Source organism: Methylobacterium nigriterrae, assembly GCF_037106235.1.
Classification (GTDB): Bacteria; Pseudomonadota; Alphaproteobacteria; order Rhizobiales; family Beijerinckiaceae; genus Methylobacterium; species Methylobacterium nigriterrae.
Genome location: NZ_JBAWTG010000011.1, coordinates 82906 through 106542, shown reverse-complemented (window position 1 = coordinate 106542; position 23637 = coordinate 82906). Strand labels below are relative to the sequence as shown.

Here is a 23637-nt window from a genome sequence, read left to right as displayed (position 1 = left end):
CGGCAGGCCCGCACCGCACGAACCCGCTTCCGCCGTGATCCCGATGCCTACCTCAGGGCGCTCGAACGGCAAGCCCAACAGCCGACTTTGCCGTCCTAGTTTTTTTGGGCGCAGGCGGCATGCTGGTGCACCCGCACGCTGGTGGCGTCGATCATCTGCAGGTCACCCTCGTAAACCTTTGACACAGCCTCCAGAAGCCGATCCCAGATCCCGCGCTTGCGCCACGCCGGAAGCGGTTGCCGCAGGTCGTGCGCGGGCCGTAGCGGGCCGGGATGTCGGCCCAGGGTGCGCCCGTGCGCAGCCGCCAGAAGATCCCGTTCAATACCCGCCGGTCGTCCACCCGATCCTTGCCACGCACGTCCGTCGGCAGAATCGGCTCGATCACCGCCCACTCCGCATCCGTCAGGTCAAGCCGCGCCATCCAGAACCCTCCGTGTCCCGAGGGCTAACGACGCCGCGGTTCATCCGTGCCAGCCGTCATGGGTTCGCGACCTAAAGGTGGGCCGGCCATCCCAAACGCCTCGTCCTGCGCCCGCAGCTTGGCATGAGCGACGATGATCGGCGTAGATGTCCCGCACCCACGCAATGCTCGGCCTATTCCTCCAGCCTGAGATGGTCGTCTGCTCGGCAGTGGGAAACACGACCTTCGCGTACAGAGCGACGACAGGGTGGGTTGGCGGCAGCGCCAACGGCGCCCACAGGCTGGCGGCGGTGAGGTCCGCACGGCCGAACGTGTGACCCACGAGGTGTTTGCCGCGCTCGCCGAGCACGCCTTCGAACCACGCGAGTTCCGCTTCAAGCCGCTCGGTGAGAACCGGCAGCAGATCGGCCCGCGCATTCATCAACTGCATCATCCTACGGCGTGTCCGGGGCCAGAGCAGGATGGCAGCAAAGGTCTGGGTGGTGGACACGCCGTCAAACAGGACGCTCCGGACACCGGATCGCGGGTTGCCGAGCACGGCAGCGTAGAAGAATTGGCGGGCGAGCGGGCCGATGCACGTCTCGAAGCGCTGTTCGACGTCGGCGTCGCCGCCGCGCAACCCCGTCCAGGTCAGGATTTTGTCGCTGCCCTGGATCACCTGCCCATTGCCCAGATCGAGGATCGGCGTCGTGCTGGAGCTTAGACCGAGTCGCTTGGCGAGAAATTTGTGTGGCCCTGGCGCCCAGCGCTCCTCGCGATAGGCCACCCCGACATAATCCAGCGCCCAGCGCGCTCGTTCGCAGAAATGCGACGGCGCGAACGCAATCAGGCGAGGTAGCGGCTGAGGCTGCGTCATTGTCAGGCCGCGTCGAGTTTGGCCTGCGAACTTTAGCAGAATGCCGGTCCGAGGCGTCGAGAGCAGGTACGCATCCGCCCTTTAGCCCTCCAGCTTGGCCGTAGGGCACGACATCACCACATTCCGCCGCGAGGCTTGGCGCTTCCGACCCGATCAGGAGTGCTCATGCTGTTCCGGCTCACCCTCGTCACCTGCGCCCTCGGCGCGCTGTCGCTGCCTGCTGTCGCATCGGGCGCCTCAGACGGCACGCTCGACGCGCTGATCGCGAAGCACGCGCAGGCGAACGGCGTGCCGGAGGCATTGGTGCACCGCGTCGTCCAGCGCGAGAGCCGCTACAATGCCCGCGCGCAGCACCGGGGCAATTACGGCCTGATGCAGATCAAGCACGGCACGGCGCGCACGATGGGCTACAGCGGATCGGCCTCCGGCTTGCTCGATGCGAACACCAACCTGAGCTACGCCGTACCCTATCTTGCCGCGGCCTACCGGGCCGCAGGCGGCGATCAGCGCCGAGCCGTCTCGCTCTATACCCGCGGCTTCTACGACGTGACGAAGCGGCAAGGCATTGCCGTCCGTACTGGCAGCACAGTCCCGCCCGCCGCGCCTTCGCATAGCCAGCCAGAGCAGAAGGTCGCGCAGGCCACCATGCCCTGGTTCTGAGGCGCGGATTTATCGTCGGAGGAGCCCTGTGGATCAATCTGCCGACCTGAAGTCCGGCCTGCCCATTCTGGGCTTCGCCAGCGCCTCAGAGTGGGAGACGTGGCTGTCTCAGCAGGCGGCAACCTCCCAGGGCGTATGGCTCAAACTGGCAAAGAAGGGGGCCACCACCGCCAGCGTGTCGCGACAGGACGCCATCGAAGGAGCGCTCTGTCACGGCTGGATCGACGGCCAGTTGGGCCGGTTCGATGACGAGTTCTGGTTGGTTCGCTTCACCCCGCGCAAGCGTAACAGCAAGTGGTCGGAGGTGAACCGCACGACGGCCGCCGCCCTGATCGAGCGGGGCCGGATGCACCCGGCTGGGCTCGGTGCGGTCGAGGCGGCAAAGGCGGACGGCCGGTGGGAGGCCGCTTACGCTCCGCAGAGCACCGCAGCCATTCCCGCTGATCTCCAGGCTGCTCTCGACGCGAGCGCCGAGGCGGCCCGCTTCTTCATGGTGCTGGATCGGGCGAACCGGTACGCGATCCTGTACCGCATCCAGGATGCAAGAACTCCGGAAGCGCGAGCCCGGCGCATCGAGAGATTCATCGCGATGCTGGAGCGCGGTGAGATGATCCACCCACGCTAGACCGCCTCCGAACGCTTCTGAGCCGACCGAAAGGCTTGCCATTGCGGCCCAGAACGCCTGCTGTACTCTCGCAACAATATCTTGGCGCGGCCTGAGATGGCAGATCCTGATCTCGACGAGGTTGCGTGCGGCGGGCATGGAGGCATGGCCATGCACATCAAAGACATTCCGGACATGATCGCCAGCGGCGATGTGGGCGAGATCGAGCGCGCCTATCGTGCGCTCGTCGGCTATCCCGGCGTGGAAGAGGTTGCGGGCGCCAACACGAAGAGCATGCTGGCCGCCCTCGATGCGCTCAGCATGGCTCTCCTGAATGACCTCACGATCATGCCGCATCAGACCTGCGAGTGCGCGCGTCTGCCTCTCGGCTCGACCTACCGAGAAGGTGCACGCGACATCCACGCTCATCACGCGTGGTGGCAGGGCCACATCAATTCAGCCTGTGGTGGCCATTGAGATGGCGGCGGTTCAACGCCTGGAGAAAACGCGGACGGTCGCGTAGCGCCTGCGCTGGGCCGATGCCGTAACGCCTTGAGACCCACTGACCACGTCGACCGGAGCCGTGCGATTCCTGGACTGCGCGCGCTGCAAGTTCATGCCCAAGGTCGTCAACTGCACGGTCGAAGGATGGCCAGCGCAGCGCGCGGATTCGCGGACCGGATCCTGGTAAGATGTCGGCACCTTGAGTTCAGGAGCGCTGCCATGCTGAAGATGAGCTTGAGTGTCTGCGCCTTCCTGGCGGTGACGGCTGCTGCCTTCGCGGACGGGATCCTCATCCCGACCGATCAGGTGCAGTGGGGACCCGCGCCGCCCGTGTTCCCCAAAGGCGCGCAGCTTGCGGTGATGTCGGGCAACCCCTCAAGCGACGGGCTCTATGTCGTCCGCCTCAAGATGCCGTCCGGCTACAGGATTGCCGCTCATCACCACCCGACTGCCGAGAACGTGACCGTGCTCTCAGGCAACTTCCATCTCGGTATGGGCGACAAGCTTGATCCCGCGGCAGGCCAGGAATTGACCGCAGGCGGATACGCGGAAGCTCCGGCCGGGATGAACCATTTCGCTTGGACGACGAGCGAGACGGTGGTCCAAGTCCATGGACAGGGCCCCTTCGCGATCACCTACGTGAATCCTGCCGACGACCCCAGCAAGTCGCAGTGATCATAGGCGCTTGGGTTATGCCGGCTTGGGCAGCCTCGGGCGAGCCGGCGACGAGCGACAGGACCTGAGCGGGGGGGCCCTGGAAGAAGGCGAACTCGGAAGCAGCCGGGGCGCGACCGAGGATCGACTGGAAGGCGTCCGTGACAAGTTGGTTGCCCGTGTCGGTCGCATCGACACGCATCCGACGAGGCGATCAACGCTCTTACGGCCACCTAATTCGCAGTGAGCCGCTCAGTGTTTGCCGCCACATGCGCCCTGTACCGGGCGACCACCGTGTCGCATGTGCCGCCGAGCATCAGCGTTCCCGCCGTCTCGATGCGGCGCCGATCTTCGCGCTCATCATCCGCGGCGCCTCCGTCTGCGTCTCGCGCCCGCCCCAGGCCAGTTTCACCAAGCGAAGCTCGATCACCCGCTGTACCTCCAGCGCGAGAAGAGGGACCGAAAGCGGATCGTACACGCAAGCCTCATGAGCGCGGCGTCATCGCGCCTTTGCAAGAACGAGAAGGGGCGGCCGTACAGACCGCCCCTGTGACGGCATCGTTGGCGCAAGGTGATGCAATTTCCGATCAGCCTTCGTGCTGACCTGCCGCCGCCGCTACGCCGTGTTCGTGAGCGCCTTGCCGGCCTCATCCACGGCCCGGAGGGACCGCTCGGCGATGGCACGGCTGTCACTCACGACATGTTGCAGCCCCTCGCGGATCAACTCGCTCTGGATGGCAGCGAACTCCTGAACTGACTTGGCGCGGGCGAGCCGGTTCAGGCCGTCGAGGTTGCGCTGCCACTGCTTCTGACTGAGGTCGAACCAGCGGCGCGAGGCGTCTTGGAAGGCTTGCGTCAGAACCGTGCCGCCGCGCGAGACAGCCTCCAGGTTCTGCTTCGATTGCGACGCGAGGCGTTCGGTGTCCTCGTTCGAGAAGCCGAGAACGTGCACGAATCGACCGGAGAGCTGGCGAATTTGGTGGGAGGCTGTCTCGATGCCGGACTGTAGAACCTGTCTCGCGTTCTCTGTCGTGCGCTCCTGAAGATCGATAATCCGGTAGATGCCGTCGCTGCCTGCCTCCAGCAACTGCTGGCCTTGCTCCGCAGCCTTGCTGGTGTTGGATCTCGCGGCGCTGGCGATGTTCGTTACCCTTTCGTCGTGGTCGCCCTTGGGATTGGTTTGAGCACCTGCCATCTGGATCTCCTCTGATTCAGAGTATTTCATTCGCTGGAGGACTATAATCAATCCATCTACAGCTACTGTAGCCAACGAAGCAAAGGACGATTCGCTGCGCTGCGACAGTTGAAGCATGATTTAGGCGTTGGCTTCAAGACGGCGAGCAAGAATGATTTTGTATTCTTTCGTTACATGAGAGATGATTAAACTGTTCGCGCGCTAAGGCTTTGTGTGCGTTGCACAATCTCCTGCCTCTGTCACGGCTGAACAGAGCCTGATGCAGATCGGCCATAAGCCGTCGATCGTCTCAGGCTGTTTGCCTGGGCTGGCGTGACTGCGTCGCTGCCAGACGCATTCTCCAACACCAGCCGTGGTGCCGGGGCAGCCCGGTCTTCAAGTGCGCTCGCAAGGAGAGAGTATGGACGCGATGGCCTGTGAACGTCAGGGAGGATCAGGTGCTCAAGGAGCGCGACTTGCTCGATCCGACGCTCCTCGGCTTCAGCGATGAGGTGATTGACCGCATCGAGCGGCGTGCCCTCGGGTCAATCGACCATGACATCACAGCGTCCCGCGTCCCCTCAGGTGTCCGCGCGGCTGCCCGTATTAGCTGAGGCGTGAGAAAAACGGCTCCCGCACGAGAATGCGCGTGGAACGCAGCCCGGCTGAGCCGATGCCGGCGCAGCCAACCGTCCTCCCCACGTCCTCTTGAACGTCCCCGCCACGGTCCACCCCGACAGTTCCCGCCCACGGTCGCGGCAGACAGTCAGGCCGGCATGATCGTGCCCCCGATTCCCGAGAGGATGGAGTGGGGGTGGGGAGCATTGATTGTGAAGGGGGAGAAGGTGTCGGCGAGCGTCGGACTGCGAGGTGCCCGAACGGGCTCAGAGCAGGCCAGCGAGACCGAGACTGGGTTCCACGACGGCCGAGCCGCTGCCTTGTGGCGAATAAGAATGCATGCCCAGGCGGATCAATCAGAAGGTGCGTGGAGCGCCGCCATCTTTCTCAACGACAACGTTCGCTCCTTCGTCCGATCTGCGTTCAAGGATTTCCCTTAGCTCGTTTCCAACGCCCGCATCTGGCGATACGACGACCGTGCGGTGGACCTCTGTCTCAGTCTCGGCGCGGTCTGTCGCCATCCTCTCGGCTGCAACATCTGCAACTGCCGCGGGAGCGATGAGGCCAAGGCCGACCGCGTGCTCGGCCATCGCGATGCTGTCCGCAGCAAGCACCAAGCTGCTCCCAGCAGCTGTGACAGCAACCGCGAGCCGCTCAATCTCGGAGATGCGTGTCGCGTCGCGCGAGACATTGCGGATGTAGACGGCGAGTACGCGACCAGGGTGCTTGGCGACAATCTCGGCAGAGATCTCCGGGTCGTGCTGGCCGCTGTCGCCGATCAGCACGAAGGGCAGATCGCGGTAGAGCGCCAGCATGTGCTCGATCAACTCATGCTTGTGCTCCTTCGCTCGACGCGGCAGCGGGTGACGCCACGTCACGCCCCATTCGCGCAGGAACAGTACCGGGCCAATCGGGATGCGGTGCAGCCGGAAGAACTCGGAGATCATGTCGTAGGTGCCCCAGGGCGCCCGCGATACGTAGAGCATCGGGTTGGTTTCATTGCCGGCTGCGCCCGCATGCAGCGCCCTGTAGAACGTTGCGGCACCTGGGAAGGCGACGCGGCTCTCGGCCTCGGCGACGAAGAGCCGCCAGAGCATCTTGAGCTTGTTGGCCACGCCGGTCCGCATGACGGTGTCGTCGATGTCGCTGATCACCACGAAGCGGCAGCGCCGAGACGGGACAAAGACTTCCCCCCGTGCCTGGACCGGCGGTTTCACCTCCAGGGTCAGGTCCACCGGATGCCAGCCATCATCGCTCGACGGGATTGAGCAGGGCCGCAGGTGGATGCGAAAGTAGCCGTCCCGGTCGGTTGTCGTGCGCGTCTCGGAGCCGCCGAAACGAGCCAGGATCGGGGCATTGGCAAGCGCTCGTCGCGTGATGCGACGCCGCACGTCGCGAAGCAGGACGCGCAGGCTGCTCCGGCCATCATCGTGATCCGGCCGCGACTGCCGAAACACGCGGCCGATGAGGAAGATCTCCGCTTCAGATCCGTAGCCGCGATAGGGTTCAAGGACGAGATCGCCAGCCCCTTGTGCTCTGCGAACCGGTCGCGTGAGCAGGCGCAAGCCGCGCGTTGCAGCACGTCGCCACCTTCGGCCGGTGCCTGCCGTGCTCATCCCCTATCGCTCGCTCCTCCGGACGATGACGTGTCCGGTCTAGGCACATCATCCGCGCTTAGGCAGCACGGAATGCAGAGTTCGCGCAACGCTCCTCGCGAGTTGAGCCTCGGTTTGAGTGCCATGCGGCGAGATGTCCGTCAGGATGGATTCCGACCTTCGACGTCAACGCGGATCATGGGGCTGCCGACCAACTCGAAGGTTGCCGTGGCGATCATGATGTTGGCCCGCGCGAATTCCGTCAGGATGTCGCGGCTGATCGCGCTCTTCAGTTCACGTACGCCGTGGGTGCGCGTGAGGAACCGCACCGTCAACTCGATCCAGTTGGAGGTCAGCCGCACATACACCCGCGGTTCGGTGCCGGCCGTGGGCAGTTCATAGCGACGCTGCAACTCGGCGGCTTCGGCGTATCGTCAAAAGCAGAGAGCGTATCCTGACACTCGGGCCAATCATGCCCCATGCTCTCGAACTTGGCCGCAAGAATCTCGGCTGAGTGGCCGCTCACCGACTACCGGAACGACACGATCCGAGCCGACCGTCAGCCAGGATGCGGCCCCATGCGGCGGCAGTCGTGCTCGATGGCGAAGATGTGCGCGTAGAGGTGTGCGACCCAGCGCCGGCCCTCAACCGTCAGGTCAAGAAAGCGGACGGCCTCGCCGATGACTGGCTCGACCTTCGACCAGAAGAAGGTCGGGTAGCGCTCAGCCAGATCGGCAGGAGTCTCATAGCCAAGCTGCCTGTTGAGGCCGACCTCGGCAAACTCGTGGAACAGCGCGTTGAGCTTGCGCGGGTAGAGCGGATCGCCAAGCTGCCCGATCAGGTCCGCGGCTCGCATCAGGCCGGCCTCGGTGCCTGTTTCAGCATGATCGCAGTCGTCCGGCACAGGAAAGCGGGTGAGTTCGATGGCGCGTGCGACGCGGGCGGCATCGACGATGTCGTGCGTGCCGAACCGCTCCTGCACGACGATCTTCGAGCGCTCGACATGATAGAGCGTGAGCGCCGCATCCGAGGCGCCGCGCGGCAAACCCGTCGTGGCCCCGTTCTCGTCGATGACGAAGCGGTTAGCGCTATCGCCTGAGCAGACGCCACGGACATAGCCGATGTCGTGGTAGAGCGCGGCCAGGATGGCGTGCAGCCAGTCCTCGGGAGTGATGCCCTGGCTGATGAAGCGGCCCCGTAGGACGTCCTGTGCCACGAGGGTCACGAGCGCTGTGTGATAGGCGTCGTGGTAGAGGGCGTCGCTGCCGACGATCCGCTCGATGATGAGACGACCGGCTTCCTCAATGATCTCGGCAAAGCGCGGCTCGCGACTGCCAAAGGTGCGCCGGTAGGAGAGCGCGAGATGCTCACCGAGGGCATTGGCCAGGAGCTTGGTCGCGTCGAGCATGCTTTGGCTCCGTCAGTGCAGGACGTCGAGGTGAACTCCCGGCCCCAGCCTAACCGGGGCTAGCCGGACCAACGGTGTCGGCCGCGAACGCTGCGCGCTCGCCGAGCGGCTTCGACGGCCCGTCCGTGCTGTCGCGTGCGGTCTGGCGCTCCATCTCGGCATCGAGTTCCGCGCCCAGCAACACGATCACGATAGACAGCCAGATCCAGGTCATGAAGCCGATGCCGGCTCCCAGGGAGCCATAAGTTCGGTTGTAGCTGTCGAAGCTCGCCACATACCAGGAGAACATGGCGGAGGCCGCGACCCAAAGGAAGGCGGCCGACACCGCTCCCCAAGTGACCCAGCGCCACTTGGCCTCGCGTCGGCTCGGACCGTAGCGGTAGATAAGGGCGAGGCCGATCCCCACCACAACCAGGAGCACCGGCCACCGCGCGATGCGGATGAGCGTGTCAGCGAAGGCTCCGAGGCCGACTTGGCTCAGGATGACCGGCAGCACCACGACCAAGCTGATGGCGGTCAAGGTGAAAATGACCAAGCCGAGCGTGAATAGGAAGGTCGTGGCGTAGAACAGCAGCAGCGAGCGCTTCTCCCGTTCCTTGAAGATCACGTTGAGCGCGTCGAACAGGGCACTCACGCCAGAGTTCGTGCTCCAGAATGCAATCAGTAGGCTGAGGGCTGAGGCTGTGCTGAGCGTGCCCGTGCTCTTCTGGGCCACATGCGTCATCTGATCGACGAGCAGGTCCAGGACGCCTGCGGGAAGGATGCCGGACAACAAGCTCGCGTGCTGACTGATCACGCTCGGATCCGAGTAGAGCCCATAGAGAGACACGACCGTCGCCAAGCCGGGAAAGACGGCGAGCAGGGCAAAGAAGGCCACGCTGCCCCCCGTGGCCAGCACGCGATCCTGCGGCAGCGCGAGCAGCACGCGCCAGAGGATGTCCTTCCAGCCCCGCGCCGGGATCTGGGCGGGATGAGAGGCCGTCCGGCCGCGCCTGGGCTCTTCGGCTCGCTGCCGGGCGAGAGCGAGGGAAGTGTGATCGTGTGCACGCGTGCTGACGCTGCGCCAATCCTCGCCTTCGGGTTCGTTCTCGCTCATGAGGAGACCCATTCCGCGCCGTAGGAGGCAAGCTTAGGACGGGCAGCAGATGGGGACGAGAGATCTCTGCTGGCGAGGCTGGGCCGGCAGCATTCGGGCAACAGGCGCGGCAATCAGCCTAACCACATGAGCGGACCCGGCGTCTCAGGCGCGGTTCTCGTCCGCGTCCAGAGCAGCGAGCCCGTACTGCGCCAGGAGAGCCGCGCGCCGGCCGCGAGCCGCGAGCGCTTTCACCGCGTGCTGCCGGCTCGCCTCCGCAAACGCCTCGGCCGCCTCCTTCGACTGACCGATAACGTCATGGGCGAGCCGTGCCATGTCGCTTGCCGAGCACTCTTCCGCCCGGATGGCGTGCGCCATTGTGTCGAGCACGGCCCTGACCGTCGGGATCAGACGTGCGTAGCGGTCATCGCCTCTCATCTGTGGCGGCCTCCCGGTCCGGCTCTGTCGGCCGAGCTTTGCTGGACATTGTGCTTGAGAACGCCAGGGTCCGCGATCCGGCTCCGCTCGCGCCTGAAAACGGGCGTTCGGGACGGTGTGCTGCTGGCCTATGACAGCCGACGCAAGGCCGTTGCTGTGACCTGATTCTGAGCGGCACCAATCACTCGGCTGCTCCGAGCAAGCGCCGCGATGGCCAATGCCGGTTCGCGCAGCGGTGTACAGGCCGAGCCGAGTTTGGTCAGCGGCCACTCAGCGGCCGGGCGGATAGGCGATCCGGGATCTGCACCATCATCTTTGTAGCCCTGATCGCTGCCAAGGTATCAGCGGATCGATCCGCTGCAAGAGCCTCCGCTTTAAGGTCGGACAGCGCTTCCATTAGGAGTACCCGGCCCTGGGCGTTCCTGGGATAGCGCGTCTCTGCCAGGAGCAGCACCAGCTTGCCCATGAGCAGAGCTTCAGCGACTTGGAACGGCGCGACCACCCTCATACGCCTGCTAGTCAGGAGCCTGTAGCCGCTTGTCGCAGGCTCGTCGCTCACACACGTGAATAAGAATCGGACCCGGTGACGCGACTGGCGGGATGGCCGCTAACGCGGATTGACATCCGACCCACCAAGACAGTGGCTGAAACCGGTCTCCATCTCGCGCGACGCTCTCGTCTGGAATCAGAGCTTACGCTCCAGGATCAAGGCGCCAGCCTCGTCGAAGATGGCCTCCCAGGCGGCAGTTTCGGTTCGAACCGTGACACGCGATCTGCCTTTGTCCTTGCCGCTCCCCGGCTCGATCCGACTGCTAACGAGGCCGAGCCTCTTCAGATGCCGCAAGCGGGCTGCATCGGTGCCGAGCTTCGTGGCAAGCTCGCGCGGATCGACGAGCATGTTGCCGTGCTGATCGAACTGCAAGCGCATCGGATCTCCCTTCATCGAGCGGCAGTCGCGCTGCCCGATTGTCGCTGGAGCCGCGCTGCTGTCACGATCATGGTAGCGTTAGGAAACCGGGGAGGCTAACGCGTCGTGGTCGATTTGCCGGAAGACACCTCCCTCGACATCGTCGATCACCTCATCGGTGAGGCTGAGGAGCACCGTGTCGAGCAAGTCGCGCTGATCGAGCACCTGATGCAGCAGGCCCAGGATACCGCCGCGGCCGAGCGTGTGCTGACGGAGATCGAAGATATCCTAGCCGCCTTGCGCTGCCGTCGCTCGTATCTTCTGGCCATGCAGACAGCGCCGTGACAACGAGTAGCGACCACGCACCACAGGCAGCGTTCGTGCCCGACGCAGTTGAGACCCTGCCCCGGCCGGTATCCGACACCGAGCGGCGTCGGAGCGAGCAGGTGGCGCTGATTGCGCAGCTTGCTGAGCGCGGCGATGCTGCCCAGGCGGAGCATATCTTAGCCGAGCGCGCCCCGAAGGAGCCTGCCGCATGCGCCAGGGGCAGCGGCGTGCCTATCGACCACTGAAGGACAAGGCGCCCCTGACCGTGGCGCCTCCGGCGCTGAATGCGAGGAGGTACTGGTTCACGGCCAAGCCGCTCACGAGCGGGGCTACGAAGCTGTAGACCACGACGCCAACGAGGCCGCCGAGCACGCCGAGGCCGCACAGATGTAAGCCGCGGTACCGCATGGGCTGACCTTCAAGTGGTCTGGGACAACACGAAACAGGCTCGCCATTAGGCGAGCGAACCGGGACGTACGGGTTGGACCAAGCGCGACCGACTTGGTCGAGGGTACCTCATATCCGGGACGGGTGCCGATGGCATGCCGGCACCTCGACGAGGAAGCCGTTTTATGAGGCGAGGGTGATCTCGCCTTCGCGCACAGCACGCTCACCACCCGAAGCAGACCTGATGCGGTAGAACGGCTCACCCGTGGCATCCTCCGGCATCAACCGGACCACCTCAAAGATAGCGCCAAAACCACTCTGAGCGTCCGCGTAGCCGTTCCTGAATTGCCGTACGTGCTGCCCGACTTTGAACTTGTGAGACATCTGCCTTACTCCTCTGGCACGGGCACTCCGTGAGGCGTGCGCGGCTTACCGGCGCGCTCTGGCCTTGCGGGCCGCGAAGCGGGCATCGCGTGCCGCTTTCTGCTCAGCCGCCAAGGCAGCTTGCCGCTCGGCCTTCTCGGCAGCCTGACGGGCAAGCTCAGCCGCCTGTCGCTCCAACTCAGCCAGAGCTTCAGCCTCCCGTTGCGCTTCGGCGGCGAGACGGGCCGTCTCGCGCTCCTCGGCCCGCACCTCGCGTGCCTGGATGATGGCGCGGCGCGCAGATTGCCGTGCGAGCACGGCCGGGTCGTCGGCAGCCGGGCGAGCCCTGAAGCGGGCTAATGCGGCTTGCCGTGCCTTCGCGGCAGCTTCGAGGCGGTCAACGAGTTGGTTGGCTTTGAATTGGCCCACGTAAAATCCTTACGACACTGCGGCCCAATGCCAGCAGCAGAAATAGAAGAAGCCGTTCCAATTGGAACGGCTTCGAAGCTTGTCATTGGGGAAAAGAGGCTCACGCGGCCTTCAGGTTGCCGGCCGATTGCTTACCCGAGCGCCGGTCGGTCTCCATCTCGTAGGAGATCTTCTGCCCCTCGACGAGGGTGCGCATGCCCGAGCGCTCGACGGCCGAGATGTGGACGAACACGTCCTTGCTACCGTCATCAGGCTGGATGAAGCCGAAGCCCTTGGTCTCGTTGAACCACTTCACGGTTCCAATGCTCATGGGGTCGTCCCGTATCTTTGTAGGCGATAGAAGGCCAAGCGCATGTCCGCATGCGCTCAGCCGTTGGTCGTCGAAATGTGGGAGATGCAGAGCGCGTGCCCTCTAAAGGGCGATGCGGCCGGAAATCTGGCCAAAGATCGATGTGGAGTTCCTACGCCACTGAAGCGCGTTTCACAAGCATAAGCAGGCTGCCACCGAAGATTGCCTGGAAAAACAACGCGTAAGGGGGCTCTTCCGAGCCCGCTTCGGGCGGATTTCGCACCTGTGTATTGCCGTTAGGTGGGCTGAGCGCCATATCTTTCCCATGCCGGTCGGAACGCGTAGCGTTGCCGGATCGGAGACGGCCACGGTGCCGGGATGGGGTGACGCCGGATGTACGCGCACTCCGCCTGGCATCGGTGGCCGTTGGTGTTTCCAGATCGGCCATCCGGCCGCTCCAAATTCCTGAGAACCATGGCCAAGCGTATCAAGTCCAAGCCGCTGGAGCGCGGCTTCGTGCTGTTCGACGTCGTCTATGAGGATGGCTCGCAGGCTTCGAACCGGCGAGTTCCTTCCGAGGTGCTCGGCGGGCTGGACGGGGATGCGCCAGCCCGCGAGATCATAGCTGTGCAGGATGAGGCCATCGCGCAGAAGTCGGGCCGCCCGGCACGGGTGATCCGCAGCATGACCCGCTCTCCCGCGCCAGACATGAAGGTCTCGCGAGACCATCACAGCCACTCGTGATCAAAGGCTGGAGGCTGTTTGCATGGCGCACCGGTTTCGGCTCGGTCAATGCATGCGCCTTCGCATCCCAGCGACTGCGCGCAATGCCGGCCGCATCTACGAGATCGTGACGCTGCTGCCGGAGGTGGTGGGCGGGCCCGGCTACCGTACCCACGGCACGGAAGCCGGCACCCGTGAGGCACGGGAGCAGGAGCTTACGCCAGCCACCCGCACACCCAATCAGCCGCTCGAGGCGGATCAGAACCCAATCCCGAGTTGGTGCAGTCTGCGCTCTTGGGCAACACGGAGGCTCAGGTGGCCCACGACAACAGAACCGGCAATGCGCGCTCAATCTCGATGAGCGACTTCAACGCACGGGCCAAGCGGATTGCCGAGCGAACAGGTGCCGTCGAGAAGCCGGAGAGAGCACCCTCCGGTCAGCCGCGCCGAAGCTGGAGCAGGGGGGCTCAGCAACCGGCCGCCCAGGTCGATCCCAAGGAAGCCGAGCCGGGAGTTTAGCTCGGGACCATCTCGATCTGCATGCCGGTCAGGCCGAGGCAACGCCTGATACGCTCGTCGATATCCGGCGTGAGGTTCTGCACGTGCACCTCGACCGTGTCGGTGGCGCTCGGCTGGATCACAAGGCGGTAGCGCAGTCCCTCGTTGGCCAACTGCCGAAGTTGATTGATGCAGGCGGTGGTCATGGAGGCGATGTGGTCCTGCACGAGGTGCGGCTGCATGCGGGAAGGCTACTCCTGGGCCGGGTCAGCCGCGGCATCATCGGCATCACGAGATTGTTCCTCATCAGGCTCTGCCGGACGCGGCTGCGCGACCGGCGGGAACAAGCTGCCGAGGCCCTGCGCTACGCCGTGCAGCACCGCATCGAAAGCCGAGCCATAGCTGTGCAGATGAGGATCGCTCTTGATCATGATCCGGGGAGACGCAGGCGCCTGATCAGCGCTGGGTTAAAGGGAAGCGCACCGGGAGAGCGCCGTTAACTCATGCTAATCGCCGAGACCGAGAATCGTTCACGCCGACATGTTCCGGTTCAGGTATCGGGTCCGGTGCTCGATGAGCGCGATTTGCTCGATGCGCTGCTCCTCCGCTTCGGCGATGAGGTGATCGACGACATCGAGCGGGGTGTCCTCCGGCAAAGCGACCATGGCTCGTCACAGCCCGCTTGCGATCAGTCCCGGTTGCTGAAAGCGCACGTCCGGAACGCGCTGTCTCGGCAACTCGTTTCCTGAAAGCGGGAGTTAGCAATGCTGAATGCCGCCCAGGCCATCGCGTTCTTGTGGTTGATCGCGGTCAACCAAGCCCTCGCGCAGGAGACAACAGCGCCCACGGCTCCGACCCCGGCTCAGCCCGCACCAACCGCGCCCGCTCCGTCCACCTTCAGCACCATGAACTGGCTGTGGCTGCTGATCGTTGCTGCCGTCGTGATCGCGGTGATCTGGTACCTCATGCGCCGCCGTGCATCACCACCGCGGCTCTAACGCCAAGGAGCGTGCTCATCGTTTCCCGCTCAAAAGAGTGAAGTCGTCGAACACAGGAGGATGGACATGGCTGATAATCAGACAGGCGCCCGCTGGCAGCCTTCCTCCGGAACCCAGGCCGGAGATGACAGCCGAGATGCGAAAGGTGGCAGCTTCGCGGATCAGGCGCAGAGCGCGATGCGCAGTACGGCTGATCGCGCCTCTGAGATGTGGGGTGACGTATCCGACCGGGGCCAGCGCTACTATCGGCAGGGAAGCCGCGCTGTTGGCGATCTCGACAGCACAACCCTGAGCGGCTTCCTCATCGCTGGAGCCATCGGCTTCGGGATCGCGTGGCTCATCTTCGGCCGCCACTCACTCTCGGGCGAGTACGTGGCTCGGCGCATGAGCCAGAGCAGCGACCGATATCGCTAATATCCTACCTACGTCGCGATCACGTCGGCGGAGCGGCGCGACCAGATCCCTGCGGCACGGCCAAGATGACGCGCTGGGGATACCGGATGTGCGCGCATCTCATGGGCGTTGTCTGGCACGCGTCTATGGGGAAAGAGACAGGTCAGGCTGCGCTAGAACGTAGCTCGTCAGGCAAGACGCAGAGGAAACGCGTGGGCGCGATTCTGAAACACGAGCGGCAGCAGCGAGACGCTAAGCTGGAGGAGGTGCGCCGCCTGGAAGGGAGCCGTCCTGAGGAGGCGCACCCGATGCGGATGGCACACGAAGCCTTGACCCATGTCGCGCGTCTGCGGGCCTTCATCGCGCAGGGTCGGGTGCGGGCGCTGGAAGCGGGATCACACCCTCACAAGCCCTGTGGCGAGCCTTGGTATCCTGGCAACAAGTAGCTGGAGGCGCGTCGCTCCGTTCGGCCCGGACTCCGTCGCTGATCGCGTGACAATGGCCCGCGCTGAGCGCTGCGGGCGGTTTGGAGCGCGCAAGAGCGTGTCCGGGGGCCTTTTGAAACGAGCACCCATCCAGCGCAGGGCTCCTGCTGCCAACGAAGCGTGCGCTGTACCTGACGCGCGTCAGCGCAAGTTCATGCTCATCAGCGTCTCCGCAACATTCCGCCGGTCCGGTTCGAGGAGAGGGAGGATTGGCCGCGATGGCTGCGCGGAGCAGATACCGAGCAGGTTGGCGGCTCGGCGGACGATTGGCGTCAGAACGGGGAGAGCTACGCCCTGGCGGAGCCTTGGCTCGGGCCGGCTCGAGACTGAGGCTCGGCGGCGCGCTCACGCAATCCGGTAGGGAGACCCGATCCGATGCTCATGGGCCGCGCCTCCAAAACAGCGGTCGTGGCGGCCATCGCGCTGCTCCTCAGCCTCGTCGCCTTCGGCAACATCACGGATGACGGGGCCAACCTGCCGTTCGTGCAGCACGTCCTGGCGATGGACACGATCTTCCCGAGCGCCACCATCCGCTACCGCGCCATCGAGGCGCCGGCCCTCCAGCAGACCGCGTACTTGCTGATCGTCGCCGTTGAGGTTGTATCGGCGGTCCTGTGCTGGTTCGGGACCGCTCGCCTGCTCCGGCACCTCCGGGCGTCTCTGGGCGTCTCACCCGAATGTCGGCAGATGCCCAGAAACGAAGATCATCGCTAAGCCGCCCGGCGACCACGGCCGCTGGTCTGCTCTGCCTGTGCGCCGCCCCGGCCGAGGCCGATCGACTTGGCGAGTTCCGAGCGCTGCGCGGCGTAGCTGGCGGCCACCATCGGATAGTCGGCCGGCAAGCCGAACTGCGCGCGGTAGCTGTAGGGATCGAGCCCGTGGCCGGTCAGATGGCGCTTGAGCGTCTTGTAGGGCTTGCCATCGATGAATGAGATCAGCGCATCGGGCGTGACCGACTTGCGGATCTGCGACGGCGTCGCCTTCTCGGTCTGTTCCTCAGAAGCGGCAGCCTGAGAGGTCCCCTGAGCGAGGCCATTCAGCGCCGCGTGAACGCTTCCGATGAGCGCCGGAAGCTCGGCCACAGGAACGGGATTGTTGGAGACATATACCGAGACGATATCGGCGGTGAGTTCGATGAATTCGGGCGCGGTGGCATGAGTCGGTTCTGACATTTTCTCTTCCGAAGTTCTTAGTGCCTCAGCGGTCTAATTCATCATTTGTGCCGCAGAATCAAGAGATACTTTCGGATGCCGCTACGCGTCAGATCTGCTCTGTCCATTGGGCTGGGAGCCTCTGCCTGCCACCAGCCACAGCAGCGTGTCCATGAGTTGCTGCTCCACGAACGGCTTGCTTAGGATCGGCACGCCTGCAAAGCGCGTGGGCAGGACATCTCGGCTGCGGTCGTAGGCGGTTGCGAACAGGAACGGCACGCCCTGATTCTGCAACGCCTCTGCAACCGGCCAGACCTTCGCCTCGTCGATGTGGATGTCGAGCACCGCTCCATTCAACGATCCAGCTTCAACCAGTGCCAGCATCATGGCGGCCTCGACCTGTCCCACCGGCCCCACAGGCGTCCAGCCGAGAGCGCGCACGGCTTCCTCCAGCGTATGTGCGAGCAAGGCATCATCCTCGACCAGCAGGATGCGAGGCGCGGCTCCGGCCTTGTCGGACCGTGCACCTGACTTGCCCGCTGCTCCGCCGGGAATTGCGCCCAGCACCAGGGCAGTCTCAGGTACCTCCATGTAGAAGCACACGCCCTCCGACTTGTAGAGCACTTCGCTGCTGCCCTGCATCTCGTAGGCGATCAGGCGCTGCGTCACGAAGGAGCCAAAGCCCTGCCGTGCCCACGGCTTAACAGGCGGGCCGCCCTCCTCGCGCCAGGACAATCTCAGCACGCGTGAGGGCGTATGGCCTGTGACGTTCCACCGGATGCGTACGCGCCCGCCCGGCACCGAGAGTGCGCCGTACTTGGCTGCGTTCGTTGCCAACTCGTGGAACACCATGCCGAGCGACGTGCCCATCCTGGGCAGAAGGATCATGCGGTCGCCGTCGAGCGACAGGCTGTCACCCTCCTTAGCGTAGGGGAGAAGCTGCTCAACGATGAGCGCACGCAGTTCCACTGTCTGCCAAACGGCATCGCTGAGCAGGTTATGTGAGGCTGCCATGGCCTGAATGCGCTGCTCGAAGCTGTGCACATAGGCGTCGAGCGTGGCGGCGCTGCCCTTGGAGTGTCGTGCCAGCGCCTGGACAGTCGCGAGCGTGTTCTTCACGCGGTGGTTCAACTCGGCCAGCATCACCTCATGGCGAGCCTGGGCTGCATTGCGCTCACGGGCGACCTGCTCCATGCGCCTGAGGATGATCTCCAGCAGCGACAGCCGGAGCAACTGCGCGGCCTCGACCTCAGCCTCGGCCCAGGGCTCAGCATGCAGCCGCACTGACTGGCTGTACGCCTCGAACGACGTGCGCGGAGACAGCCGGTGGTCGCTGGATCCGATCTCGACAGCCTTGTCCGGATTGCCGCCCCAGCAGACTGTCTCCAGCACCTCGGGGCGGAACCAGAGGATGTAGGTTGGCGGATTACGCGCGACTGCAAGGGCCAGCATGCCGCTGGCGTCGCTGGCGAAGTCACGTGCAGCCTCCCAATGGCTGGACAGCGAGGCCGTCGCGAACACCGCTTCACCCGCATGACTGCCCGCCAGCCACTCGATGAGCGTGCGCACGTGGCCCTCGCTCGGCGTGCGTCCAATGGCGGAGAAGGCGTCCCCAACCAGCAGCGCCGCACCGCCCGCGTCCACGTAGTTGAGAACGCTGCTCCCCTGCTGGATCAATCCCCTGGCGAGGTCGCCTTCGTCCGAGATGCGCTGCACCAGCGTCTCGCGCGCACGGCGCAGCCTATGGCGCATCTCATAGGCTGCGGCTTGCTCGCGTGCCTCAAGCTGGAACGAGAACATGTGCCCGAACAGCTCGCAGCTCGCGCGCAGATGGCGGGGGATGCGTTTGGGAACGGTGTGATGGCAGGCGATCAGGCCCCAGAGCCGGCCGCCCACCATAATCGATATCGTCATTGAGGCGGCCACGCCCATATTGCGCAGGTACTCAAGATGGATCGGGGACGCCGCGCGCAGGCTGCACTGGCTCATGTCGAGCGTACCAGTGCTTCTGGCTCGGGCTCCCTCTGTAGCTGCAAGCAGAGGAGCCGGCACGTAGTCCACATCAGCGATGATGCGCAGCCAATTCCGCAGGAAGAGATCGCGAGCCTGCCTTGGGATGTCAGAGGCCGGATAGCGAAGCCCGAGATAAGATTCCACGCTTTGCCCCCGGCTCTCCGCGATGACCGCACCCTCCCCCTCGGGCAGGAAGCGGTAGATCATCACGCGGTCGTAGCCTGTCGTCCGGCGGACCTGCTCGGTGGCAGCTTGACAGAAGGTGTCCAGGTCAGGAGCGGACTGCATCGAGGCCAGCATCTGCTGAACCGTCGCGAGCGGGTCATGAGCGCGCATGTCGGGCAGGTCAGCGGCCTCGAACTCGACCACCAACACATCTCGATCCACGCCGGCCCGGCCTACCGCGCTCCCGATCAGCCGTGTCTTGTGCACGCTGGCGTCAATTGGCAGCTTGCCCAGGCGAAGCTCGGGATCGAAGGCGTGGAGGGGTGTCACGAGATCGCCCTGCGCGAGCAGTGCCCTCAGGCGCTTCACACGGGCCGGGCCAAACAGCTTGGCTAGGGTCCGGTCGAGCAGCGCCTCAGGGGCGTGGCCCAGGAAAGTGCTCGTATCACCTGCGACGCGCTTGATGGTCAGCCGGGTCGGCTCAAGGACGAGGAGCACCCCGTAGCTCTGGATGCAGCCCGGCACATGGATGGGCTCGCGGTCACAGTCAGTGAGATCGACTTGTCCGAAGGCGGCGTTGGTATCTGGCGTGCTGATCGCGGTCATAAGCTACGCCTACCTCCCCATCACGGAGCCCGTGCTAGCTTGCCATACCCGCCCATACCAACCCTGCAATCTTTCGGAATTCAGCGTAAATGTTCGTCGATTTCGTTCGGCATACAGCCGCTGATGAAGCTCGTTATACCGGAAGTTTTGCCTGCGTAACATTTCACCTTTATGAGTTATGCTGAGATTTCATTGGATTAACAGCGCTGTAAGCGGTAAAATCCTGTCATAAAGAGACCTGTGCCAGACGCCATCGCTTTCAGGATGGTACGCGTGCGCAGAAACCTAAATCAGCCACTTTTCGACAAACGAGAGCTTGGCTCTGAAAAGCGGCCGACCTTGGGCATCCCTCACTAGAACCCCGCAATCGCGAGGCTCGCCACCTTGCACCTCGTCCTTGAACACCTGAGCGAGAGTGCTGATCGCCTGATCGTGCGCCTCTTCAATGTTCCGACACTCGGTGCCCGTCTCATCGCGCAGGGCACCTTGGCCGTCATCCAATTCGAAGTAGAAGCGTGACATTCATGAGCCTCCGCTTGGCGATGGTGGATAGACCCTCCATGTCGGCAGCCTAGCCACGCGCACGCGACGCCGGGCGGCTGGTGCATTTCGATGGAACGCTTGGTCAGGTCGAAGGTTCTTTGGCCTGATCGTAGCCTTTGCAGTTATTATGTTGGAAATGCTCAAGATAGCCTGACACGAACACGATGCCCTTAAGGCGTGGGTCAGCCCCTTCAATCTGCTCCAGACCCCGCTTAGCCGTCTCCCGGGTCTGTCGCGCACGCTCCAGATCAGAGTGCATGTCTGCCTCCTGACACGACGAGCCAAATTCCACGGGCCCAAACCATTGTAGCTACCGATGGCGCTTCGTCTCAGAACGCCGCGGGCCTCATCCGCTCTCCGGGGTGGCACGGGGTAGAACCTGCCACGAGGAAGACACGGGGACGTTGTGCGCTCCCATCATCGCACGCGATTGCCGCCAGTCGGCGATCAGCGCATCGAGCGTGGCTTTACCGGCTTGCCGTGCCACCTCAAAGGTTGGATAGCTATGGGGGGAACGACGTTTCGACCTGCCCCTCTGGTTGATCTCCCAGACGAAGTGGCCTTCCCCGCCGCTTCGGCAGGGCTTCAGATGCAGGCAAAAGGGATGCATGGGACGTCGCGTCAGGACTTCTTCGGGATCGCAGGTGGGCGCGGCTGGACGCTGTGCAGCAGCGTGAGCATGTCCTCGGTCTCTCGTAGCCTGTGCCCAGCCTCAGCCGCGCTTCGATCATCGCCGGTCAGGGCCTGCACGAGCCGAACCTCCTCCGTGTGGCACGCTTCCGCCTCGGCGATCAGACGTTCCACGATCTCCGATGGGTCTCCAGACGCCGCGGGCATGGCTCTCTCCACCGGATCGACACGCCGCATTGAAACGGCAGGGCCTGGGCTCTGCGACTGCTGGGCTAAACCGGCACCGCTCTGAAGGCGGCACGCCGAGCCTTCACGTCCTGATAGGTCGATCGGTAGAAGGTCATTTGCAGCGCAGCTTCTCTACCGCTCGCGAACTCGGTGCTCAGCAGAACTGCCCCGAGAGAGGCGTCGGTGTAGGAAACCGTCGCGCCATCGACGCTGAGGTATCCCAGCCGCCTGTCCTCAAACTCGGCAGCCTGAAGGCCGCCGCGCGGTGTCAACGCGGCGATGCGGTCGGGATCGAGTTGGCGCTGTCGCTTGTGCAAATCCTTCCCCCACGTGTCAGTGCGCTTGCCGAGGAGCTTTTTGGGTGAAGGCCCGCGAGGGTCACCATCATTTGTTGATGTGCATTCACATAGCTCAAACACGTACGAACACGCACAGTCGCGGATATTCGCGTGCATGCCGCTCTTATTGCTCGACATGAGGTACGCGCCGCCTCCAAGATCAACGAGGGCTCTAGCCGGAAATGTCGGAAGACTTGCATCGCGATGCGCGAAACAAGCAGGGCTATTGCCGCAACTGCAACGTTTTGCTGATGCCCACGACGATCCGGTCGTCTGCCGAGCGTCAGTGTCTGACCTCAACCGGAATGGCTACGGAAGATCGTCATGCCCGACAATGATGCCTCAGCCACCCTAGCCTACGACGAATTCACGGGTGACCTTCAGCATGCGCTCGCCGCCCTGGCGGATGTCGAGTTCGCGTTCCAGAGCGCGTGCGAGCGCCTGGATGCGCTGTCGGGACCTGAGGCGGGAAAGAGCCGGGTTCGGCAGCAGCTTGAGGCGGAGCGCTGTCGCCGCCGCGCACCGCTGATCCGGCGTCTGGACGAGCTTGACCAACGCATGAGGGCGCTCGTGCCCTCTCGGTCTCCGTCAGAGTGGCAGGCGTCCACGCATGCCGAGAGGTCGATGCCTAAGGCTCAGGTCTTTGCCTGACGCGGCAGCCTGATGACGTTCGACATTGCCGCTAGCGGTGGCACGGGCAAGCGACCCTGGGGCCGAGGCACAGCGGACTCAGCGGCCGCGCATTGACCGCCATTGCCCGTCACTGCCGTGCGCGCTCTGCCCCCTAGTGATGCCCCGCGTGCGTTCTGCGCCATGAAGGCGGCGATCTTCGGCGCAATCTCCGCCCGGAAGCGCGAGCCGTTGAAGACGCCGTAATGCCCGGCTCCGGCCTGAAGGTGATAAGCCTTTCTCCTCTCCGGCAGGTTCGTGCAGAGGTCCAGCGCGGCACGGGTCTGACCCACGCCCGAGATGTCGTCCTGCTCGCCCTCGACCGCCATCAAGGCGCAGCGCCGGATCGCGCTGAGGTTCACCGGCTCACCGCGATGGCGCATCTCACCGCGCGGCAGGGCATGCTCGACGAAGACGGTGCGCACCGTCTGGAGGAAGAACTCGGCGGTGAGGTCCATCACTGCCAGATACTCGTCGTAGAAGGCCCGGTGCTTGGCGGCTGAATCGCCGTCGCCCTCGACGAGGTGGTCGAACATGCTCCAATGCGCAGAGACGTGCCGGTCGAGGTTCATGCTCATGAACCCGGCCAACTGGAGAAAGCCTGGATAGACCGGCCGCCCGCTGCCGGGGTAGCCCCAGGGCACAGGGTGGATGCAATGCCGCTCGAACCATGCGAGCCCGCGCTCCTGCGCCAGTCGGTTCACGGCGGTGGGCGAGCAGCGCGTGTCGATGGGGCCGCCCAGCAGCGTTGCCGAGCATGGCACGAGCGGATGGTTCTCCGCTTCCATCAGGGCGACGGCGGCGAGCACCGGCACGGAGGGCTGGCAGACCGCCATGACGTGGAGGTCCGGGCCGAGCACTGCGAACAGGGCGAGGCAGTAATCGACATAATCGTCGAGGTCGAAGCGACCGTCCGAGAGCGGCACCTGCTTGGCGTCGGCCCAGTCGGTGATGAAGACCTGATGCGTGTCGAGGAAGGCCGCGACGGTGCCGCGCAGCAGCGTGGCGTAGTGGCCGGACATGGGCGCCACAATAAGGAGCTTGGGCTTGTCCGAGGGCTCTCCGAAGGCGATCACCCGGCAGAAGGGGCGCTCCCAGACAACGCGTTCAGGCACGGGCAGGTTGAAGGCAGGCTTAGCGTAGGTGCGCGTGACGCGCTCAAACATCTCGCAGGAGGCCGCCAGGGCGCGGCTCTGTGGCAGGTAGGAGAGTGGGTTGAGGGGATTCTCGCAGGCCAGCCGCGTCGCTGCGGCCCAGGTTCGGGCTGAGGACAACATGGCGCAATGCGCATCTCGCATCACGTACAACATCTCAACGCATCCTAACTAACCCCCGCCGTCGATTTAAATTCCATCTATAGTTTGCATCTATAAACACTTCGAGAGCGGTGTTGGGTTTTTCCCCGATCGCAACACTTCAGCACTTGTTCATAGACAGCCCACATGTATGCGCGAAGCTTGCTCTGCTGCCCCTCGCCTTTACTCTTCC

Annotated in this window: 35 protein-coding genes and 2 pseudogenes; 11 read left to right on the top strand and 26 right to left on the bottom strand. The window is 64.3% G+C overall.

What is annotated here, in order from left to right:
- Positions 1-101: 101 nt before the first annotated feature.
- Positions 102-421: pseudogene (locus tag WDW90_RS09145) on the bottom strand (IS5 family transposase); the annotation flags it as partial.
- Positions 422-461: 40 nt separating this feature from the next.
- Positions 462-1277 carry a glutathione S-transferase N-terminal domain-containing protein gene (locus WDW90_RS09140; protein ID WP_336487073.1) on the bottom strand — a complete coding sequence of 272 codons (816 nt, stop codon included), beginning with the start codon at positions 1275-1277 and terminating at the stop codon, positions 462-464.
- A gap of 165 nt (positions 1278-1442) precedes the next feature.
- Between WDW90_RS09140 and WDW90_RS09135 the strand changes: the two genes are divergently transcribed.
- From WDW90_RS09135 to WDW90_RS09120, 4 genes are all read left to right on the top strand, one after another.
- On the top strand, positions 1443-1937 hold the full coding sequence (locus tag WDW90_RS09135; RefSeq protein WP_336487072.1) for a transglycosylase SLT domain-containing protein: 495 nt from the start codon (positions 1443-1445) through the stop codon (positions 1935-1937).
- Positions 1938-1965: 28 nt separating this feature from the next.
- Positions 1966-2562, top strand: a complete 597-nt coding sequence (locus WDW90_RS09130) for a YdeI/OmpD-associated family protein (RefSeq protein ID WP_336487071.1) — start codon at positions 1966-1968, stop codon at positions 2560-2562.
- Between the two features lie 150 nt (positions 2563-2712).
- A complete protein-coding gene (locus WDW90_RS09125; RefSeq protein ID WP_336487070.1) occupies positions 2713-3018 on the top strand; it encodes a hypothetical protein in 306 nt (101 codons plus the stop codon).
- 246 nt (positions 3019-3264) lie between these two features.
- Entirely contained in the window at positions 3265-3720 is a 456-nt protein-coding gene (locus tag WDW90_RS09120) for a cupin domain-containing protein (RefSeq protein WP_336487069.1), read from the top strand.
- A 212-nt stretch (positions 3721-3932) separates the two neighbouring features.
- On the opposite strand, the pseudogene WDW90_RS09115 reads toward WDW90_RS09120, so the two are convergent.
- Together WDW90_RS09115 and WDW90_RS09110 are read right to left on the bottom strand one after the other, a co-directional pair.
- Positions 3933-4177 (bottom strand): annotated as a pseudogene (locus WDW90_RS09115) (hypothetical protein).
- Between the two features lie 138 nt (positions 4178-4315).
- Positions 4316-4894: a phasin family protein gene (locus tag WDW90_RS09110; protein ID WP_336487068.1), complete on the bottom strand. Its 579-nt coding sequence runs from the start codon at positions 4892-4894 to the stop codon at positions 4316-4318.
- A gap of 437 nt (positions 4895-5331) precedes the next feature.
- Between WDW90_RS09110 and WDW90_RS09105 the strand changes: the two genes are divergently transcribed.
- The gene (locus tag WDW90_RS09105; RefSeq protein WP_336487067.1) at positions 5332-5487 is read left to right on the top strand and encodes a hypothetical protein; all 156 of its coding nucleotides are present in this window, start codon (positions 5332-5334) and stop codon (positions 5485-5487) included.
- 360 nt (positions 5488-5847) lie between these two features.
- Here WDW90_RS09105 and WDW90_RS09100 read toward each other — a convergent pair whose 3' ends face one another.
- The 7 genes from WDW90_RS09100 to WDW90_RS09070 form a co-directional block, all read right to left on the bottom strand.
- Positions 5848-7107, bottom strand: coding sequence for an App1 family protein phosphatidate phosphatase (locus WDW90_RS09100; RefSeq protein WP_336487066.1), 1260 nt, complete (start codon positions 7105-7107; stop codon positions 5848-5850).
- A gap of 140 nt (positions 7108-7247) precedes the next feature.
- On the bottom strand, positions 7248-7499 hold the full coding sequence (locus WDW90_RS09095) for a hypothetical protein (protein ID WP_336487065.1): 252 nt from the start codon (positions 7497-7499) through the stop codon (positions 7248-7250).
- Positions 7500-7645: 146 nt separating this feature from the next.
- Positions 7646-8494, bottom strand: a complete 849-nt coding sequence (locus WDW90_RS09090; protein ID WP_336487064.1) for a metal-dependent phosphohydrolase — start codon at positions 8492-8494, stop codon at positions 7646-7648.
- Positions 8495-8543: 49 nt separating this feature from the next.
- Positions 8544-9590: a YihY/virulence factor BrkB family protein gene (locus tag WDW90_RS09085; protein WP_336487063.1), complete on the bottom strand. Its 1047-nt coding sequence runs from the start codon at positions 9588-9590 to the stop codon at positions 8544-8546.
- A gap of 144 nt (positions 9591-9734) precedes the next feature.
- Positions 9735-10007: a hypothetical protein gene (locus WDW90_RS09080; protein WP_336487062.1), complete on the bottom strand. Its 273-nt coding sequence runs from the start codon at positions 10005-10007 to the stop codon at positions 9735-9737.
- 259 nt (positions 10008-10266) lie between these two features.
- Positions 10267-10473 carry a hypothetical protein gene (locus WDW90_RS09075; RefSeq protein ID WP_336487061.1) on the bottom strand — a complete coding sequence of 69 codons (207 nt, stop codon included), beginning with the start codon at positions 10471-10473 and terminating at the stop codon, positions 10267-10269.
- 219 nt (positions 10474-10692) lie between these two features.
- Positions 10693-10935 (bottom strand): DUF6522 family protein, encoded by a 243-nt coding sequence (locus tag WDW90_RS09070; RefSeq protein ID WP_336487060.1) that lies wholly within the window; start codon positions 10933-10935, stop codon positions 10693-10695.
- A gap of 105 nt (positions 10936-11040) precedes the next feature.
- Here WDW90_RS09070 and WDW90_RS09065 point away from each other — a divergent pair, with 105 nt between their 5' ends.
- Positions 11041-11259 carry a hypothetical protein gene (locus tag WDW90_RS09065; RefSeq protein WP_336487059.1) on the top strand — a complete coding sequence of 73 codons (219 nt, stop codon included), beginning with the start codon at positions 11041-11043 and terminating at the stop codon, positions 11257-11259.
- Between the two features lie 213 nt (positions 11260-11472).
- Here the strand turns inward: WDW90_RS09065 and WDW90_RS09060 are convergent, their stop codons facing one another.
- The 4 genes from WDW90_RS09060 to WDW90_RS09045 all read right to left on the bottom strand — a co-directional run bounded on the left by WDW90_RS09060 (position 11473) and on the right by WDW90_RS09045 (position 12730).
- On the bottom strand, positions 11473-11649 hold the full coding sequence (locus tag WDW90_RS09060) for a hypothetical protein (protein ID WP_336487058.1): 177 nt from the start codon (positions 11647-11649) through the stop codon (positions 11473-11475).
- 162 nt (positions 11650-11811) lie between these two features.
- Complete coding sequence (locus tag WDW90_RS09055) at positions 11812-12012, bottom strand: hypothetical protein (RefSeq protein ID WP_336487057.1); 201 nt, start codon at positions 12010-12012, stop codon at positions 11812-11814.
- A 45-nt stretch (positions 12013-12057) separates the two neighbouring features.
- The gene (locus WDW90_RS09050) at positions 12058-12420 is read right to left on the bottom strand and encodes a DUF6481 family protein (protein ID WP_336487056.1); all 363 of its coding nucleotides are present in this window, start codon (positions 12418-12420) and stop codon (positions 12058-12060) included.
- A 100-nt stretch (positions 12421-12520) separates the two neighbouring features.
- The gene (locus WDW90_RS09045; RefSeq protein WP_336487055.1) at positions 12521-12730 is read right to left on the bottom strand and encodes a cold-shock protein; all 210 of its coding nucleotides are present in this window, start codon (positions 12728-12730) and stop codon (positions 12521-12523) included.
- A 453-nt stretch (positions 12731-13183) separates the two neighbouring features.
- Here WDW90_RS09045 and WDW90_RS09040 point away from each other — a divergent pair, with 453 nt between their 5' ends.
- Positions 13184-13453 carry a hypothetical protein gene (locus WDW90_RS09040; protein ID WP_336487054.1) on the top strand — a complete coding sequence of 90 codons (270 nt, stop codon included), beginning with the start codon at positions 13184-13186 and terminating at the stop codon, positions 13451-13453.
- A gap of 294 nt (positions 13454-13747) precedes the next feature.
- The gene (locus tag WDW90_RS09035) at positions 13748-13951 is read left to right on the top strand and encodes a hypothetical protein (protein WP_336487053.1); all 204 of its coding nucleotides are present in this window, start codon (positions 13748-13750) and stop codon (positions 13949-13951) included.
- On the opposite strand, the gene WDW90_RS09030 is transcribed toward WDW90_RS09035, so the two are convergent.
- The 3 genes from WDW90_RS09030 to WDW90_RS09020 form a co-directional block, all read right to left on the bottom strand.
- A complete protein-coding gene (locus tag WDW90_RS09030; RefSeq protein WP_336487052.1) occupies positions 13948-14172 on the bottom strand; it encodes a hypothetical protein in 225 nt (74 codons plus the stop codon). The two genes, WDW90_RS09035 and WDW90_RS09030, sit on opposite strands and share 4 nt — an antisense overlap.
- 9 nt (positions 14173-14181) lie before the next feature.
- Positions 14182-14361 carry a hypothetical protein gene (locus tag WDW90_RS09025; RefSeq protein WP_336487051.1) on the bottom strand — a complete coding sequence of 60 codons (180 nt, stop codon included), beginning with the start codon at positions 14359-14361 and terminating at the stop codon, positions 14182-14184.
- A 99-nt stretch (positions 14362-14460) separates the two neighbouring features.
- A complete protein-coding gene (locus tag WDW90_RS09020; protein ID WP_336487050.1) occupies positions 14461-14595 on the bottom strand; it encodes a hypothetical protein in 135 nt (44 codons plus the stop codon).
- Positions 14596-14694: 99 nt separating this feature from the next.
- Between WDW90_RS09020 and WDW90_RS09015 the strand changes: the two genes are divergently transcribed.
- The 3 genes from WDW90_RS09015 to WDW90_RS09005 all read left to right on the top strand — a co-directional run bounded on the left by WDW90_RS09015 (position 14695) and on the right by WDW90_RS09005 (position 16520).
- On the top strand, positions 14695-14928 hold the full coding sequence (locus WDW90_RS09015; RefSeq protein WP_336487049.1) for a hypothetical protein: 234 nt from the start codon (positions 14695-14697) through the stop codon (positions 14926-14928).
- 60 nt (positions 14929-14988) lie between these two features.
- Positions 14989-15342 (top strand): hypothetical protein, encoded by a 354-nt coding sequence (locus WDW90_RS09010; RefSeq protein ID WP_336487048.1) that lies wholly within the window; start codon positions 14989-14991, stop codon positions 15340-15342.
- Between the two features lie 839 nt (positions 15343-16181).
- Positions 16182-16520 carry a DUF2165 family protein gene (locus WDW90_RS09005; RefSeq protein ID WP_336487047.1) on the top strand — a complete coding sequence of 113 codons (339 nt, stop codon included), beginning with the start codon at positions 16182-16184 and terminating at the stop codon, positions 16518-16520.
- Here the strand turns inward: WDW90_RS09005 and WDW90_RS09000 are convergent.
- The 8 genes from WDW90_RS09000 to WDW90_RS08965 form a co-directional block, all read right to left on the bottom strand.
- The gene (locus WDW90_RS09000) at positions 16517-16978 is read right to left on the bottom strand and encodes a Ros/MucR family transcriptional regulator (protein ID WP_336487046.1); all 462 of its coding nucleotides are present in this window, start codon (positions 16976-16978) and stop codon (positions 16517-16519) included. The genes WDW90_RS09005 and WDW90_RS09000 overlap by 4 nt on opposite strands.
- Before the next feature lie 81 nt (positions 16979-17059).
- A complete protein-coding gene (locus WDW90_RS08995; protein ID WP_336487045.1) occupies positions 17060-19741 on the bottom strand; it encodes an HWE histidine kinase domain-containing protein in 2682 nt (893 codons plus the stop codon).
- 285 nt (positions 19742-20026) lie between these two features.
- Positions 20027-20263: a DUF6894 family protein gene (locus tag WDW90_RS08990; RefSeq protein WP_336487044.1), complete on the bottom strand. Its 237-nt coding sequence runs from the start codon at positions 20261-20263 to the stop codon at positions 20027-20029.
- Positions 20264-20366: 103 nt separating this feature from the next.
- A complete protein-coding gene (locus WDW90_RS08985; RefSeq protein WP_336487043.1) occupies positions 20367-20543 on the bottom strand; it encodes a hypothetical protein in 177 nt (58 codons plus the stop codon).
- A gap of 362 nt (positions 20544-20905) precedes the next feature.
- On the bottom strand, positions 20906-21088 hold the full coding sequence (locus WDW90_RS08980; protein WP_336487042.1) for a hypothetical protein: 183 nt from the start codon (positions 21086-21088) through the stop codon (positions 20906-20908).
- Positions 21089-21186: 98 nt separating this feature from the next.
- A complete protein-coding gene (locus WDW90_RS08975; protein WP_336487041.1) occupies positions 21187-21618 on the bottom strand; it encodes a hypothetical protein in 432 nt (143 codons plus the stop codon).
- A gap of 213 nt (positions 21619-21831) precedes the next feature.
- Positions 21832-22035 (bottom strand): hypothetical protein, encoded by a 204-nt coding sequence (locus tag WDW90_RS08970; protein WP_336487040.1) that lies wholly within the window; start codon positions 22033-22035, stop codon positions 21832-21834.
- A gap of 80 nt (positions 22036-22115) precedes the next feature.
- Positions 22116-23459 carry a polyhydroxyalkanoate depolymerase gene (locus WDW90_RS08965; RefSeq protein ID WP_336487039.1) on the bottom strand — a complete coding sequence of 448 codons (1344 nt, stop codon included), beginning with the start codon at positions 23457-23459 and terminating at the stop codon, positions 22116-22118.
- Positions 23460-23637 lie beyond the last annotated feature (178 nt).

Excerpts from the sequence above, each read along its gene's own strand:
- WDW90_RS09140 (WP_336487073.1), bottom strand. The coding sequence starts at position 1,277 with ATGACGCAGCCTCAGCCGCTACCTCGCCTGATTGCGTTCGCGCCGTCG.
- WDW90_RS09135 (WP_336487072.1), top strand. The coding sequence starts at position 1,443 with ATGCTGTTCCGGCTCACCCTCGTCACCTGCGCCCTCGGCGCGCTGTCG.
- WDW90_RS09125 (WP_336487070.1), top strand. The coding sequence starts at position 2,713 with ATGCACATCAAAGACATTCCGGACATGATCGCCAGCGGCGATGTGGGC.
- WDW90_RS09120 (WP_336487069.1), top strand. The coding sequence starts at position 3,265 with ATGCTGAAGATGAGCTTGAGTGTCTGCGCCTTCCTGGCGGTGACGGCT.
- WDW90_RS09110 (WP_336487068.1), bottom strand. The coding sequence starts at position 4,894 with ATGGCAGGTGCTCAAACCAATCCCAAGGGCGACCACGACGAAAGGGTA.
- WDW90_RS09100 (WP_336487066.1), bottom strand. The coding sequence starts at position 7,107 with ATGAGCACGGCAGGCACCGGCCGAAGGTGGCGACGTGCTGCAACGCGC.
- WDW90_RS09090 (WP_336487064.1), bottom strand. The coding sequence starts at position 8,494 with ATGCTCGACGCGACCAAGCTCCTGGCCAATGCCCTCGGTGAGCATCTC.
- WDW90_RS09085 (WP_336487063.1), bottom strand. The coding sequence starts at position 9,590 with ATGAGCGAGAACGAACCCGAAGGCGAGGATTGGCGCAGCGTCAGCACG.
- WDW90_RS09080 (WP_336487062.1), bottom strand. The coding sequence starts at position 10,007 with ATGAGAGGCGATGACCGCTACGCACGTCTGATCCCGACGGTCAGGGCC.
- WDW90_RS09075 (WP_336487061.1), bottom strand. The coding sequence starts at position 10,473 with ATGGGCAAGCTGGTGCTGCTCCTGGCAGAGACGCGCTATCCCAGGAAC.
- WDW90_RS09070 (WP_336487060.1), bottom strand. The coding sequence starts at position 10,935 with ATGCGCTTGCAGTTCGATCAGCACGGCAACATGCTCGTCGATCCGCGC.
- WDW90_RS09060 (WP_336487058.1), bottom strand. The coding sequence starts at position 11,649 with ATGCGGTACCGCGGCTTACATCTGTGCGGCCTCGGCGTGCTCGGCGGC.
- WDW90_RS09055 (WP_336487057.1), bottom strand. The coding sequence starts at position 12,012 with ATGTCTCACAAGTTCAAAGTCGGGCAGCACGTACGGCAATTCAGGAAC.
- WDW90_RS09045 (WP_336487055.1), bottom strand. The coding sequence starts at position 12,730 with ATGAGCATTGGAACCGTGAAGTGGTTCAACGAGACCAAGGGCTTCGGC.
- WDW90_RS09040 (WP_336487054.1), top strand. The coding sequence starts at position 13,184 with ATGGCCAAGCGTATCAAGTCCAAGCCGCTGGAGCGCGGCTTCGTGCTG.
- WDW90_RS09030 (WP_336487052.1), bottom strand. The coding sequence starts at position 14,172 with ATGCAGCCGCACCTCGTGCAGGACCACATCGCCTCCATGACCACCGCC.
- WDW90_RS09025 (WP_336487051.1), bottom strand. The coding sequence starts at position 14,361 with ATGATCAAGAGCGATCCTCATCTGCACAGCTATGGCTCGGCTTTCGAT.
- WDW90_RS09020 (WP_336487050.1), bottom strand. The coding sequence starts at position 14,595 with ATGGTCGCTTTGCCGGAGGACACCCCGCTCGATGTCGTCGATCACCTC.
- WDW90_RS09015 (WP_336487049.1), top strand. The coding sequence starts at position 14,695 with ATGCTGAATGCCGCCCAGGCCATCGCGTTCTTGTGGTTGATCGCGGTC.
- WDW90_RS09010 (WP_336487048.1), top strand. The coding sequence starts at position 14,989 with ATGGACATGGCTGATAATCAGACAGGCGCCCGCTGGCAGCCTTCCTCC.
- WDW90_RS09005 (WP_336487047.1), top strand. The coding sequence starts at position 16,182 with ATGCTCATGGGCCGCGCCTCCAAAACAGCGGTCGTGGCGGCCATCGCG.
- WDW90_RS09000 (WP_336487046.1), bottom strand. The coding sequence starts at position 16,978 with ATGTCAGAACCGACTCATGCCACCGCGCCCGAATTCATCGAACTCACC.
- WDW90_RS08995 (WP_336487045.1), bottom strand. The coding sequence starts at position 19,741 with ATGACCGCGATCAGCACGCCAGATACCAACGCCGCCTTCGGACAAGTC.
- WDW90_RS08990 (WP_336487044.1), bottom strand. The coding sequence starts at position 20,263 with ATGTCACGCTTCTACTTCGAATTGGATGACGGCCAAGGTGCCCTGCGC.
- WDW90_RS08985 (WP_336487043.1), bottom strand. The coding sequence starts at position 20,543 with ATGCACTCTGATCTGGAGCGTGCGCGACAGACCCGGGAGACGGCTAAG.
- WDW90_RS08975 (WP_336487041.1), bottom strand. The coding sequence starts at position 21,618 with ATGTCGAGCAATAAGAGCGGCATGCACGCGAATATCCGCGACTGTGCG.
- WDW90_RS08965 (WP_336487039.1), bottom strand. The coding sequence starts at position 23,459 with ATGTTGTACGTGATGCGAGATGCGCATTGCGCCATGTTGTCCTCAGCC.